The sequence below is a fragment of the Arthrobacter sp. ISL-48 genome (genome assembly GCF_018613805.1).
Classification (GTDB): domain Bacteria; phylum Actinomycetota; class Actinomycetes; order Actinomycetales; family Micrococcaceae; genus Arthrobacter.
Genome location: NZ_JAGGPL010000003.1, coordinates 763,839 through 777,144, shown reverse-complemented (window position 1 = coordinate 777,144; position 13,306 = coordinate 763,839). Strand labels below are relative to the sequence as shown.

Here is a 13,306-nt window from a genome sequence, read left to right as displayed (position 1 = left end):
TGCTTATGACGGGAATCACGCCAAGTTCCCGTGGATCGTGATTCAAGAGATACCTGCCGCCAGCACCCGGGCCTTGGCGCTAGCCTTGGGGGATGAGCATCAACGCAGATCCGGCCAAAACTTCCCAGCCGCGCCGTAAGGGTCCCCTTGAACTCCGTCGCAAACAGGCGGCCGTGGAAATGTCGGATCAGCATTTGCTCGATTCCAAGGGCCCCGGGCAGTTCGTCCACACAGATCCCTGGCGTGTCCTGCGCATCCAGAGCGAGTTCGTTGAAGGGTTCGGGGCGCTTGCGGACCTGGGTCCCGCGGTCAGCGTCTTCGGCTCGGCCAGGACAAAGCCCGGCAGCCCGTACTACGAGATGGGCGTCGAGGTGGGCAGGAAACTGGCCGCGGCCGGTGTTGCTGTCATCACCGGAGGCGGCCCGGGCTCCATGGAAGCGGCCAACAGGGGAACGGTGGAAGGCAACGGCGTATCCGTGGGGCTGGGTATTGAATTGCCCTTCGAGCAGGGCCTCAACCAATGGGTGGACCTTGGTATCAACTTCCGCTACTTCTTCGCCCGCAAGACCATGTTCGTCAAGTACGCCCAGGGGTTTATCGTCCTGCCCGGCGGGCTGGGTACGCTGGATGAGCTCTTTGAGGCCATGGTGCTGGTCCAGACACGGAAGGTGACGTCGTTCCCGATTGTGCTGCTTGGCATTTCTTTCTGGGGGCCGATGATCGAGTGGATCAGGGGCACGTTGGTTGCTGAAGGCATGGTTTCGGAAAAGGACCTGGATCTGATCCAGCTCGTGGACGATCCTGCCGAAGCGGTGGACCTGGTGCTCCATGCCACGGTCAGGGCACCCTCAACGAACGGCGAGCAGCGGCCCGAGTAGAGGTGCGTCCTTATCTGGCACGATGGGTGCTGTGAGCTTTTTCCTGGTTTTCCTTGCCATCGTGCTGATCGGCGCCACCGTGTGGGCCGGCGCCGGCCGCCGCCGCCGCATTTTCCGGCGCGGCCCTTCCGCTGACGTCCAGAACGACCGACTCAAGGCCGGCAGCCTTTTGTACGGCGGATTCGATCAGCCCGTGGCGAACCTTCCTCCTGTCTTGCTGCCCGCGGAAGCGGCGCCGGACGACGTCGACAGGATCCGTTTCTCCCTTGGCCTCCGCGGATACCGGATGGACCAGGTGGACCAGGTACTGGACGAACTCCGGGACCAGCTGGCGGCGAATCAAGAGGAAATGGAGCGGCTGCGGATACGACTACTTGAAGCCGAACGCCCCCGGGCGGCCGCGTTGCCGGTTGCTGAACCGGAGCCCGAGGGAAGCACTGCGAAGACTGACCCAAGCGGGGCGGAGGGTGAAGTTTGAGTACGGCGACCCATAACCGCGCCGGGTTGCCAGTGTGGATGACGGGCCTCGCCGGGCGGGCCGGCGATGCGGTTCGCCGATGGCCATGGTGGCTCCAGGTCGGAGCGCTCTACCTCGGCGCCAGGCTGGTCAGTGCCTGCATCTTCATGGCAGCGGCCCTGCAGCAGGGGCCCAACCCCTGGTTCCCAGCCAAGCCCGATTACTGGAACTTCATCAATATCTGGGACGCACGGTGGTACGCGGAGGTCGTCGCCAACGGCTACCCCGCGGTACTCCCGGTGGACGACGCTGGCAACGTGCAGGAGAACACGTGGGCGTTCTATCCGCTGTTCCCTGCCCTCGCCCGTGTCCTGGGGGCGGTCACGGGTCTTACTCCTGCCGTCTCACTGACTGTCATCGCGATGCTGTCCGGTCTGGGGGCGGCTTTGATTGCCTACAGCCTCTTCCGGCTTAAGGCGGCCCATGCGCCGGCACTGTGGGGTGTTGCCTTTTTTGCGACTTTTCCGGTCTCGGCCATTCTGCAGGTTCCGTACGCTGAGCCCCTGACCATCCTCCTTCTGGGAACGGCCTTGTTACTGGTGGTCCGGCGCCAGTACCTCTGGGCCATGCCGGCGGTGCTGCTGATGTGCCTTTCGCGGCCCGTGGGTGTTCCTTTTGCCGCCATGGTGGGACTTCTTCTTCTTTGCCGGCTGGTGCAACGCAGCCTCGGAAGGGGGGAGCATAGCCACAGCCCCCGTGAGCTGGCCGGCCTCGCAGGCCTCACTGCCTTCAGCGGGGCGTCCGCCCTTATCTGGCCGGTGGTCGCGTGGGCCGCGACCGGCGACATCGCGGCCTACACCAAGACGGAGACCGTGTGGCGCGGCCACGATCTGGTGCCCTTCAAACCGTGGTTTGATACAGGAATCCAGCTCTTCGGCCCGGTGCTTGGAGTGCTGGCGCCGTTCGTCTTCGCAGGACTTTTCGGAATGATGCTCTTCCTGCCGCCGGTGGTCAGGCTGGGCGTGGAGATGCGGCTGTGGTGCGCCTGCTATATGGGCTACCTCCTGGTTTTCCTGCACCCCCAGACCAGTACGTTCCGCATGCTGCTTCCGCTGTTTCCGCTGGCACTCGGCGCGGCCCTCCTGTCCCGCTCCCGGGCCTACCGCGGCACCGTCCTTACGATGTTTGTGCTGCTCCAGCTCGTTTGGATCGTCTGGCTCTGGGCCTGGGCCCAACTGCCCGGCGGGGGTGATTATCCGCCCTAGTCAGGGGCGGTACTCCGCGGCATTGCGCATTAATCCGACGCGGCCGGAAATGTCCATCGATTAGCTACGTACGGGTAATTACGGGATAATAGTAAGCAAGCAAGGACAAAGGCATTCAGAAGATGTTCAGCCACGGCGGCGCCCTCGGGCTCCCATAGCGGCTTGATTGACCATGCGGACACAGCCCGTCCGGGCTGATATGTCCTGGGACTAAATGGAGGGGAATTCCTCATGGCGGCTATGAAACCACGCACCGGCGACGGCCCTATGGAAGTCACCAAAGAGGGCCGCAGCCTTATCATGCGTGTGCCGCTCGAAGGCGGCGGACGGCTTGTGGTCGAACTCAACGCTGCGGAAGCGGCCAACCTCAAGGAATGCCTCGTCGGCGTTACCGAATAATCGTTACCAAGTAATACTGCTGGGTTTGGGTAGGGTCCGCAGCCTCAGGGCTGCGGACCCTGACCTGTTTTGAGGTCAGGCCCTATTTCTTAACGGCTACCAGCAGGCCGTCGCCAGTGGGGAGCATGGCCGATGCAAGGCGGTCGTCGTCGCGGATGGTCTTGCCCACCTGACGGAGCACCACGGTGCTGGCCTCCCTGTCGGCAGGGTTGGCCACGCGATCCTTGTCCAGGGCGTCATTGATGATGAGCAGCCCGCCCCTCTTGAGGAGCCGGATGGCCTGTTCCACGTAACCCGGCAGGCCGGGCTTGTCAGCGTCAATGAGGACCAGGTCGTAGGCCGCATCGGTAAGACGGGGCAGGACATCGCCCGCACGGCCTGAAATGGTCCGGGTTCGGTTTGCCGGGCTTCCCGCCTCTGAAAATGCCTCCCGGGCAGCCTTCAGGTGTTCAACATCCACATCGATGGTCGTCAGGACGGCCTGGGGGCCCAGACCACGCAGGATGCAGACGCCGGAGACGCCGGCCCCTGTTCCGATTTCCACGGCGGTCTGGGCTTTGGATGCCGCGGCCAGGACAGTCAGGATTGCGCCGACGCCGGGGCCGACGGGCGTCACGCCCAGCTCGAACGAGCGCTCCCGTGCCCGAAGCATGACTTCATCCTCAGCGGGCAGATCTTCTGCATAGGACCAGCTCGTGGACTTGTCGGCGCTCATGGTGATTCGCTTTCTGGGCGGCAGGGGAGTGTTTCATACAGCCTACTGGGTCGCGGGGTGCCACCGGGGAAGATAAAGGGTTGCGCCCTTGGCAAAAATTGCGTCCCCGGTCAGGTAATTCCCAGCGAAATTTGAAATGATGGTTATCCGCTCATCCATGTGGTGATCGGCGCCGAACCAGAGATGTCAACAGTATCCGGGCGTTAGCAATCCACGAGGGGAGCGGACGATGTCAGCATCAGTTGTGGCACCTGTCGCTGCAGCACAAGATTCCGCGGCTGAATGGGTCAGGCCCACCTGGGAAGAAGTAGTGGCCAACCACTCCGCCAAGGTCTACCGCCTGGCCTACCGCCTGACCGGAAACAAGTTCGACGCCGAGGACCTCACCCAAGAGGTATTCGTCCGGGTGTTCCGTTCGCTGGAGAACTTCAAGCCCGGAACCCTTGACGGCTGGCTGCACCGCATCACGACCAACCTCTTCCTGGACCAGGCCCGGCGGAAGAGCCGCATCCGGTTCGATGCCTTGGCGGAGGACGCGGAATCCCGCATCCCGGGGCGGGAACCGGGGCCGGAGCAGAGCTTTGAGCTGAACAACCTTGACCTGGATGTCCAGGCTGCCTTGGAGGAACTGCCGCCCGACTTCCGGGCTGCCGTGGTGCTTTGCGACCTGGAAGGGTTGTCCTACGACGAGGTGGCTGCCGCCCTGGACGTCAAGCTCGGAACTGTACGTTCACGCATCCACCGGGGCCGGACCATGCTCCGCGAAAAACTTGCCCACCGTGATCCCCGGCCGCAGCAGTCGCGGAAGCCGAAGCTTTCGATGCCACGTATCGCCGGCATTCTCTGATCGGCCCCATGACGCCCCACGAACTCTTTGGCCGCAGGCATCACCGCGGCGCCAGCCACGTGCGATCGTGTGCAGAATGTGCCGCGGCCGTGAACCGGGAACGCCAATACATTGAACGGCTCCGTGACGCCGCGGTTCCGCCGGCCAGCCAGGACCTTACGGCGCGGCTGTTGGCCCACACAGAAATGCTGGCCGCAGCTTCTCCGGCGCCCGCCCCTGGACAGCACCGTGCGGCCAGGGTCCTTGCCTTCACGGCCGGAGGAACGGCCGCCGCAGCAGGAGTACTCGCCGTCGGCGCGTTCGCCCTTGCAGGAGACAACGTCCCCGTGGCGCGAGACGCCTTTGCCGGCAGCCTCGCGCAGCACACGGCGCAGCTTCCTGCCGATGGCAGGCAGCTGAGCGAGGCCCAGCTGACACAACTCCGCTCTGAGGGCTGGGTCTGCCCGGAGCTGGGGTCCCTGGGATTCCACGTCCAGTCAGCCAGGACCACCACGGTCCAGGGCCGGCCCGCTGTGGAACTGCAGCTGTGGGACGGCCAGCACTACGCCACGGTCCTTGAACAGCACAGTGAAGCCGGCCAGCCGGCCGCTGACGGGGAACTGCGGATCAGCAGTTCCGAGCCATGGACAGCCACCTACCAGACTCCTGCGGGGACGTTGACGTATAAATCCGACCTCCCGGCGGAACAGGCGGACGACGCCATTCCCCTCCTGAAGGAGCTCAGCGCCCTCGCTGCCGAAGGGATCAACACCGGCGTCACTGTGGAGCCTGCAGCGGCTCAGTCCGGCGCCCCGGACGAATCCCTGGGCGACCGGCTACAGCGCGGAATCCGTAAAATTGCGCAAATGCTGACGCCTTGATCATTACTGTTTCCGCCACGGTTCCGCACGAATCGTCAGCGGCACGCCGGAGAGGGTAATCTTCCTAAAGTGTTTGGAATCAACGGCCCGGAGTTCTTTCTTCTGCTGATCATCGGCATCCTCGTGATCGGTCCCAAGCGGCTGCCCGAATACACCCAGAAGCTCGCGAATCTGGTGAAGGAAGTCCGGCGCATGGCCTCCGGTGCACGGGAGCAGATCAAGGAGGAGGTGGGGATCGACATCGACGATGTCGACTGGAAGAAATACGACCCCCGCCAGTACGATCCTCGCCGCATCATCAAGGAAGCGCTGCTCGACGACGATACCAAGCCTGTCAGCCCGGGCTCCCCGGCCGCCGTGGCGGCAGTGTCCGGCGCGGCAGCCGTTGCGGCCGGGGGGACAGCCGACCACTCCCGTCCTGAAAGGGTTCTTCAGCGACTGGCGGCGGGCGATGTTGCCCCTTTCGACACGGAAGCCACGTAGGGCCCAGCGGCCTTAAAGCGCCACCGTTCAGCGCGGCTGCAGTCCCAGCTTCATTCCTGTCAGGCCGCGTGGTTTGGCAGCCAGTCTCCCCGCAATTTCACTCAGCGCCAGCGCGGCCGGTGTCTCAGGCCGCCCCAGGACGATAGGGGAACCTGCGTCCCCGCCTTCACGCAACAGGATATCCAGCGGAATCTGTCCCAACAATGGCACGGCGGCACCCACCGTTGCCGTGAGCCTTTCGGCGAGGATCGCCCCGCCGCCGCTTCCGAACAGCTCCATCCTGCCGCCGTCGGGCATTTCCAGGTACGACATGTTCTCGATAACCCCCGCCACGGACTGCCCTGTCTGGGTGGCTATGGCCCCGGCGCGTTCCGCGACGTCGGCCGCTGCCGCCTGGGGCGTGGTGACTACCAGTATCTCGGCCTTCGGCAGCAGCTGGGCCACTGAGATGGCGATGTCGCCGGTTCCCGGCGGAAGATCAAGGAACAGGGCATCGAGGTCGCCGAAGTAGACGTCGGTCAGGAACTGCTCCAGGGCGCGGTGCAGCATGGGCCCGCGCCAGGCCACCGGCTGGTTGGCCGTGACGAACATGCCGATCGAGATGACTTTGACGCCGTAGGCAACCGGCGGCAGGATCATGTCATCCACACGTGTGGGTGACTGCGTGATACCCATCAGCGCCGGAACGGAGAAACCGTAGACGTCAGCATCCACGATGCCTACCCGGAGCCCCTGCGCCGCCAGCGCGCATGCCAGGTTGACCGTCACGGACGACTTTCCCACACCACCCTTGCCGCTGGCCACTGCGAAGACCTTGGTCAGTGAGCCCGGCTGGTTGAAGGGGATCCCCCGCTGGCCGCCCTCGCCGCGGAGCCGCTCCTTCAGCGCATCGCGCTGCGCCTGGTTCATCACTTTCAGCTCAACCTCGACGGCGGTGACGCCGGGAACCGCGGACAGCGCCTTTTCGGAGTCACTCGTGATGGTTTCGCGCAGGGGACAGCCGGCGATGGTGAGCAATATGGATAGCCGGACCTCGCCGTCGTCGGAAACGTCAACGGAATCCACCATTCCAAGTTCGGTGATGGGACGGCGGAGCTCAGGATCGATAACGGTGGCCAGTGCAGCGTGAACGGCCTGGTCCAGGGTGGCACTCATGCAGGGTGGACTCAGCTTTCGGGGGTCGTGGACTGTGGCGGGCCGCCGCGGTCCTGGACGATATGGCTGGGGTGGACCCTTGGGATCTGCTGAGTGCGGGGATTCCGCTGCCGGTCCCGCTTTTCCTTCAGCCTCTCTTTAACTTTGTCCCGAGGCGATTCATGGCTGCCGTCTCCGGACGGATCATGGGTCCGCAGTTCTTCCTGCGCCTCCAGCATGTCCTCAAGCAGCGAACGGAGTTCCGCTCGGACGTAGTCGCGGGTTGCCACTTCGCGGAGGGCAATCCGCAGTGATGCCAGCTCCCGGGTCAGGTACTCCGTGTCGGAGAGGTTGCGTTCTGCCCGCTGGCGGTCCTGCTGGAGCGAGACACGGTCGCGGTCGTCCTGCCGGTTCTGGGCCAGCAGGAGCAGCGGCGCCGCGTAGGAAGCCTGCAGGGAGAGCATCAGCGTCAGCAGGGTAAAGCCGAGTTCACGCGAGTCGAACTGTAATTCCAGCGGGGCCCACGTGTTCCAGACGAGCCAGATGACGACGAACACCGTCATGTAGACGAGGAACTGCGGGGTGCCCATAAACCGGGCGAAGCCTTCCGTGGCGTGGCCAAAGGCGTCCGGATCGGGCGAGAACTTTGGCAGGATGCGCTGGCGTCCGCTCAGCGGCGTATCCAGGCTGCCGGTCGATGTGGCCCTGGACAAGTTCCGCTGGCCGGGATTCTTCGGGGCGATGTCAGCCAATGCGGCCTCCAAGCCTTCTGATTGGGGCCTCGCCATCATGGGCGCGCCAGTCATCCGGCAACAGGTGATCCAATACGTCATCAACAGTTACCGCTCCCACGAGGCGGCCGGCATCGTTGACGACAGGGAGGGAGTTGAGGTTGTAGGTCGCCAGGGTCCGGGCCACTTCGCTGATGTGCGCCTGGTCGGACAAGGGTTCCAGGTTCTTGTCCACGAGGTTACCCAGGGGCTCGAACGGGGGGAAGCGCAGCAGCTGCTGGATGTGGACCACTCCCAGGAACCGGCCCGTGGGCGTCTCCAGGGGAGGCCTGCAGATGAAGATGGATGAGGCGAGGGCCGGGGAAAGCTCTTCCCGCCGGACGTGGGCCAGGGCTTCGGCAACTGTCGCTTCCGGAGGCAGGATGACGGGCACGGGAGTCATGAGGCCGCCCGCTGTATCCTCGTCGTATTCCAGCAGCCGCCGGACGTCGTCTGCGCCTTCCGGCTCCATCAGCTGAAGCAGTTGCTCGGCCTGGGCGGAGGGCAGCTCACCGAGGAGATCGGCGGCGTCATCAGGATCCATCTCCTCCAGGACATCAGCTGCGCGCTGGACATCCAGTGCGGAGAGGATCTCCACCTGGTCGTCCTCTGGCAGCTCCTGCAGGACGTCGGCAAGCCGCTCATCCTGGAGTTCGCTGGCAACTTCGAAGCGCCGTTTGTCGCTCATCTCCTGAAGTGCCTCGGCGAAGTCTGCGGGCTTGAGGTCCTCATGTGTGGCCACGAACTGTGTGGCAGCCTGCGGTTCCGTACGGGGGCCCTGGAGGGCATCGGCCCAGTCGATGATCAGGGTCTCGTTGCGGCGCAACCGGCTGAGCGGGGAAAGTGAATGGCCGCGGCGGACGAACAGTTTGCTCACGAACCAGTCGCGGGACCGGAGCTGGTCCATGGCGATGTCCTCGATGGTGGCATCACCGCTTCCGTCGCGCAGGGTGACCCGGCGGTCGAACATTTCGGCGACCACCAGCGTCTCCGCACCGCGCTGTTCAAACCGCCGGAGGTTGACCAGGCCGGTGCAGATGATCTGCGTCTGGTCAATTGAGGTGATCCGCGTCATGGGCACAAAGACCCGCTTCTTGCCTGGAACCTCGACGACGATGCCCACCACGTGCGGGGCGCCGCGGGTTCCCCTCGAGAGCACCACAACGTCGCGCAACCGGCCCAGACGGTCACCCAGCGGGTCGAAGACGTCAAGACCCAGAAGGCGCGCGACGAAGACGCGCGAAAGATTTGTGCTCACGTCTACAGGCTACCGAGTCTGCTCTCTTTTAGCTGAATTTACAGGCGGTACACATGCGGATGGGCAAGAATGGAGGTATGTCAAACATTTTTGGTGCTCCCAGGGCCGGTGGCCCCAACGGTACGGACGAGTCCCGAACCGTCCCCACCGGTGACACCGTCGGCTCGTACACCTCCTACCTAGATGCCCAGAAGGCGGTGGACTACCTTGCCGATCAACAGTTCCCCGTCCAAATGGTCTCCATTGTGGGCAACGAACTAAAGATGGTGGAGCGCGTGACAGGCCGCCTTAGCTATCCGCGGGTTGCCCTTTCGGGGGCGCTCAGCGGCATGTGGTTCGGACTGTTTGTCGGCGTGATGCTTTCCTTCTTTGCGCCGTCCCCTGGGTATTTCTCTATCCTCACCTCCGTGCTTATGGGCGCGGCGTTCTTTATGCTGTTTGGCATCGTGACGTATGCCATGCAGCGGGGAAAACGCGACTTCACCTCCACGAGCCAGGTCGTGGCCACCAGCTACGACGTAGTGGTCGCCCAGGAAGCTGCGCACGAGGCGCGGCGCCTGCTCCAGCAATTGCCCATGACCCCGTCGGATGCCGCCGCCAGCCCCAGGCCGTACACTCAGCGCGACTACCAGAACCAGCCCTACAATCAGCCAGGGCAGGCACCAGGACAGGGCCCTGCCCGGCCGTCCGGCTGGTCGGACCCCTACGGCCAGCAGGGTCCCGGCACCCCGGAGCAGGGCGAGCCCGCCTCTGGTGGGCACTCCGGCCAGCAGCCCGCAGGACCGGCCCAGCCTGCGCCGGCGGTCCGGTATCCGGACCTGCCCGACGGCCGCCCGCAGTACGGCGTCCGGGTTTCCGACAATCCGACTCCCGCTGCGGCAGGGACAACCGAGGACAACAAGCCCCAGGACACCGGACAGCCGGTCCAACGGCAGGAACCAGCCTCTGAACGTAACAGGGATGAACACCAGCCCTAGCTGACCTTTTGGATCCTTAGCGCGAACGGGCAGTTGACGCCCGACGGGGCTCAACTGTCCGTTAGCGCTCAAGCGGTCGCCAGGGGCGCTTGCGGGTCAGGAGGCCCCGCCGTCGTCGGCCTCCCGGTAGATGCCCGCCATCCAGGACTCGACGTCGTCGGGTTTGCGGGGCAGGGCTGCGCTGAGGTTGACCGGGCCGTCGGACGTCATCAGGATGTCGTCCTCGATGCGGATGCCGATGCCTCGGTATTCCTCGGGAATGCCGAGGTCTTCGTTCTTGAAATACAGGCCGGGTTCGATGGTGAACACCATGCCCTCGGTGAGCACGCCATCGAGGTACAGCTCGCGCCTGGCCTGGGCGCAGTCATGGACATCCAGGCCAAGGTGGTGGCTGGTGCCGTGGGGCATCCAGCGCCGGTGTTGCTGACCGTCGGGGCTGATGGCTTCCTCGACGCTGACGGGAAGCAGGCCCCACTCGGCGAGCCGTTCGGCCAGTACGGTGGTGGCGGCCGTGTGGATGTCGCGGAACCTTGTACCAGGCTGGGCAGCAGCGAATCCGGCGTCCGCGGCGTCAAGGACCGCCTCGTACACTTTACGCTGGACCTCGGAAAACGCGCCGTTGGCCGGCAAGGTCCGGGTGACGTCCGCCGTGTACAGCGAGTCCACCTCCACGCCGGCATCCAGCAGCAGCAACTCGCCGGCGTTGATCTTGCCGGTGTTGCGGGTCCAGTGCAGCACCGTCGCATTGTTGCCGGAGGCCGCGATGGTGTCATAGCCCAGTTCATTGCCCACTTCACGGGCGCGTGCAAAGAAGGCGCCCTCCACGACCCGCTCGCCCCGTGTGTGCGTGAGGGCCCTGGGAAGCGCCTTGACCACCTCCACAAAGCCTTCAACAGTGGCGGCCACGGCGATTTTCATCTGGTCGATCTCCCACTCATCCTTCAGGAGGCGGAGCTCGGACAGGGCCTCGGTGAGTTTCTCATCCAGTGCGTCCAGGACTGCGAGGTCCAGGTTCTCGGGATCCTTGGCCGTGTTGTAGCGGGCCGTGTCCACCAGGGCGTCGATGTTCTCGTCCACTTTGCGGACCAGGCGGATGGAGATGCCGCCGATCTCCGGGGCACCGACGTTCTTGGTGATGGCAGCTTCGAGTTCATCGATGTGCGCGGTGGCCAGGCCCAGACGGGCTTCGAACTCGGCAAGCGTCGGACGGGCGCCGATCCAAAACTCGCCGGACCTCGAGTCTGCGTAGAAGCGTTCGGTGTCCCTGCCGGCCAGCGGGCGGAAGTACAGGGTGGCGCGGTGGTGGCCGCCGCCGTCGCCCGTGCCTTCGGCGACGGGTTCGAGAATCAGGACGGCGTCCGGCTCGTGGTCCAGGCCCAGGCCGGTGAGGTGCGCGAAGCCGGAGTGGGGGCGGAAGCGGTAGTCGCAGTCGTTGGAGCGAACCTTCGGCGGGCCTGCTGGGATGACCAGGCGTTCGCCCTTGAACTGTTCTGAGATGGCCTTGCGCCGGGTTGCGGCATGGCCGGCTACATCGTCCCGGGGCGGGAGTTCCTGGTTGGAGGCCGCCCAGTTGCTGGCCATGAAGGCCTTGAAGGCGTCGGAACTCGGCCGCTGCGAGCGGTTGTTGACGCGCTCGTCGAGGGGCTGGGAAGCAGAGTCAGGGGTGTTTTTGGCATCGTTCACGGCACCATCGTCTCACCAGCAGCCGGGGTAGTGCGACAAAAGCAAACACCGGAGCGAAAGTCCCCACGTCTGCGGATCAGAGCCCCCTCCCGCGTCACCGGGTTTGGCGCTACGATAGCCTCCCACGGGGAATGACTGGTAGAAGTCAGGCTTCCGTGGACAACAGGAAGACGCCCATGGAAACCGACGATAACAAGGCTCTGATCAGGCGGTTCTACGAAGAGATCGACGCAGGCAACATCGACGCGATGGATGAGCTGGTCGCCGAGGACTATGTTGACCACAATCCGCCGTTTCCGGCGATGCCGGCCGGACGGGAGGGGCTGAAGGAGGCCTTCCGCATCTTTTGGAAGGCTACTCCGGGACGGCACGAGATCGAGGACCAAGTCGCGGAGGGGGACAAGGTGGTGACCCGGCTGACAGCATCGGGCACCCACAAAGGCGAACTCCCTGGCCCGCTCCCTGCCAGCGGTACCACATTGCGCGAGACTGCGGTGGCGGTCCACCGTATTGAGCGCGGGCGTATCGTTGAGCATTGGTCAAACAGGGATGACCTGGGGTTGATGCAACAGTTGGGCGTGATCCGTCTGCCCGGGGAGTGACTGCGGTACCCGTGAACTAGGCTGGATGGGTGAGGATCGACCTGCATGCCCACTCCAATGTTTCCGACGGCACGGAGACACCCGCCGATGTGATGGCATCCGCCGCCCGGGCGGGCCTGGACGTCGTGGCGCTGACAGACCACGACTCCACCGACGGCTGGACGGAAGGTTCACTGGCCGCCATAGACAACGGAGTGGCGCTGGTCCCAGGCATGGAGGTTTCCTGCCGGACCGAAAAGGGCATCAGCGTTCATCTCCTGAGCTACCTTCACGATCCGGCCCATCCAGGACTGCTGGAGGAGATCACCAAGGCCAAGTACGCCCGACTCACCCGCGCCGAACGTATGGTGACGCTGCTCTCGGAGGACTTCCCGCTGACGTGGGACGATGTCATCCATCGCGTGGCGCCGGGTGCAACGCTGGGGCGTCCGCATATTGCCGACGCCCTCGTCGCGGCCGGCGTGGTCGCGGACCGCTCGGAGGCGTTCACCTCCATCCTGACCTCACATTCGCGCTACTTTGTCCAGCACTACGCGCCCGACCCGGCAACCGCCGTCGAGCTTGTCCGTGCGGCCGGAGGCGTGCCTGTCTTCGCCCACCCGGTAGCTTCGGCCCGCGGCAGGATCGTGGGGGAGAGCACCTACCGTGACATGATCGACGCCGGCCTCGCGGGCCTGGAGATCGACCACCGCGACAATCCGGAGGAGGGCCGGGAGTTCCTCCGCCGGCTGGCGGACCGCCATGGGTTGCTGGTGACAGGGTCCTCGGATTACCACGGCACAGGCAAGCCCAACCTGCTGGGGGAAAACCTCACCACTCCGGACATGCTTGCCCGGATCGAGGAGATGGCAACCGGAACCTTAGTGGTACGCGGCTGAAGTAGAGCCTGCCGGGCCAGCGACCATCCATTGACTTGGCCTACGGTAGGAGTATCGTCGGTCTTGCTGTGGGAGCGGCCTCGCCGGCTGCGATTTCTGT

The 13,306-nt window shown here is 64.6% G+C and carries 15 protein-coding genes; 10 read left to right on the top strand and 5 right to left on the bottom strand.

Features of this window, described 5'->3' with window-relative positions; translation table 11 throughout:
• Positions 1-92 precede the first annotated feature (92 nt).
• The 4 genes from J7E83_RS07430 to J7E83_RS07415 all read left to right on the top strand — a co-directional run bounded on the left by J7E83_RS07430 (position 93) and on the right by J7E83_RS07415 (position 2,999).
• Positions 93-878: a TIGR00730 family Rossman fold protein gene (locus J7E83_RS07430; protein ID WP_214960431.1), complete on the top strand. Its 786-nt coding sequence runs from the start codon at positions 93-95 to the stop codon at positions 876-878.
• 31 nt (positions 879-909) lie between these two features.
• Entirely contained in the window at positions 910-1,356 is a 447-nt protein-coding gene (locus tag J7E83_RS07425; protein WP_214960430.1) for a DivIVA domain-containing protein, read from the top strand.
• Between the two features lie 38 nt (positions 1,357-1,394).
• Entirely contained in the window at positions 1,395-2,600 is a 1,206-nt protein-coding gene (locus tag J7E83_RS07420; RefSeq protein WP_214961081.1) for a hypothetical protein, read from the top strand.
• Positions 2,601-2,831: 231 nt separating this feature from the next.
• Positions 2,832-2,999 (top strand): DUF3117 domain-containing protein, encoded by a 168-nt coding sequence (locus J7E83_RS07415; protein ID WP_009357720.1) that lies wholly within the window; start codon positions 2,832-2,834, stop codon positions 2,997-2,999.
• 82 nt (positions 3,000-3,081) lie between these two features.
• On the opposite strand, the gene J7E83_RS07410 is transcribed toward J7E83_RS07415, so the two are convergent.
• On the bottom strand, positions 3,082-3,714 hold the full coding sequence (locus tag J7E83_RS07410; RefSeq protein WP_214960428.1) for an O-methyltransferase: 633 nt from the start codon (positions 3,712-3,714) through the stop codon (positions 3,082-3,084).
• A 229-nt stretch (positions 3,715-3,943) separates the two neighbouring features.
• On the opposite strand from J7E83_RS07410, the gene sigE reads away from it, so the two are divergent.
• The 3 genes from sigE (at position 3,944) to J7E83_RS07395 (ending at position 5,904) form a co-directional block, all read left to right on the top strand.
• Positions 3,944-4,561 carry an RNA polymerase sigma factor SigE gene (sigE, locus tag J7E83_RS07405; RefSeq protein WP_214960426.1) on the top strand — a complete coding sequence of 206 codons (618 nt, stop codon included), beginning with the start codon at positions 3,944-3,946 and terminating at the stop codon, positions 4,559-4,561.
• An 8-nt stretch (positions 4,562-4,569) separates the two neighbouring features.
• Positions 4,570-5,421: an anti-sigma factor gene (locus J7E83_RS07400; RefSeq protein WP_251043480.1), complete on the top strand. Its 852-nt coding sequence runs from the start codon at positions 4,570-4,572 to the stop codon at positions 5,419-5,421.
• Positions 5,422-5,490: 69 nt separating this feature from the next.
• Positions 5,491-5,904 (top strand): Sec-independent protein translocase TatB, encoded by a 414-nt coding sequence (locus J7E83_RS07395; protein WP_214960425.1) that lies wholly within the window; start codon positions 5,491-5,493, stop codon positions 5,902-5,904.
• A gap of 27 nt (positions 5,905-5,931) precedes the next feature.
• Here J7E83_RS07395 and J7E83_RS07390 read toward each other — a convergent pair whose 3' ends face one another.
• From J7E83_RS07390 to J7E83_RS07380, 3 genes are read right to left on the bottom strand one after another with little or no spacing between them, the layout of a single operon-like run.
• Positions 5,932-7,059 (bottom strand): Mrp/NBP35 family ATP-binding protein, encoded by a 1,128-nt coding sequence (locus tag J7E83_RS07390; RefSeq protein ID WP_214960423.1) that lies wholly within the window; start codon positions 7,057-7,059, stop codon positions 5,932-5,934.
• An 11-nt stretch (positions 7,060-7,070) separates the two neighbouring features.
• The gene (locus J7E83_RS07385; protein ID WP_396020505.1) at positions 7,071-7,802 is read right to left on the bottom strand and encodes a DUF1003 domain-containing protein; all 732 of its coding nucleotides are present in this window, start codon (positions 7,800-7,802) and stop codon (positions 7,071-7,073) included.
• The gene (locus J7E83_RS07380) at positions 7,783-9,066 is read right to left on the bottom strand and encodes a magnesium transporter MgtE N-terminal domain-containing protein (RefSeq protein ID WP_214960421.1); all 1,284 of its coding nucleotides are present in this window, start codon (positions 9,064-9,066) and stop codon (positions 7,783-7,785) included. The genes J7E83_RS07385 and J7E83_RS07380 overlap by 20 nt, the downstream gene beginning before the upstream one ends.
• A gap of 77 nt (positions 9,067-9,143) precedes the next feature.
• Here J7E83_RS07380 and J7E83_RS07375 point away from each other — a divergent pair, with 77 nt between their 5' ends.
• A complete protein-coding gene (locus tag J7E83_RS07375) occupies positions 9,144-10,043 on the top strand; it encodes a general stress protein (RefSeq protein WP_214960419.1) in 900 nt (299 codons plus the stop codon).
• A 96-nt stretch (positions 10,044-10,139) separates the two neighbouring features.
• On the opposite strand, the gene J7E83_RS07370 is transcribed toward J7E83_RS07375, so the two are convergent.
• Positions 10,140-11,726, bottom strand: a complete 1,587-nt coding sequence (locus J7E83_RS07370) for an aminopeptidase P family protein (protein WP_214960416.1) — start codon at positions 11,724-11,726, stop codon at positions 10,140-10,142.
• 176 nt (positions 11,727-11,902) lie between these two features.
• Between J7E83_RS07370 and J7E83_RS07365 the strand changes: the two genes are divergently transcribed.
• Positions 11,903-12,328, top strand: coding sequence for an ester cyclase (locus J7E83_RS07365; protein WP_214960414.1), 426 nt, complete (start codon positions 11,903-11,905; stop codon positions 12,326-12,328).
• A 29-nt stretch (positions 12,329-12,357) separates the two neighbouring features.
• Positions 12,358-13,206 (top strand): PHP domain-containing protein, encoded by an 849-nt coding sequence (locus J7E83_RS07360; protein ID WP_214960412.1) that lies wholly within the window; start codon positions 12,358-12,360, stop codon positions 13,204-13,206.
• The last annotated feature ends 100 nt before the right edge of the window (positions 13,207-13,306 follow it).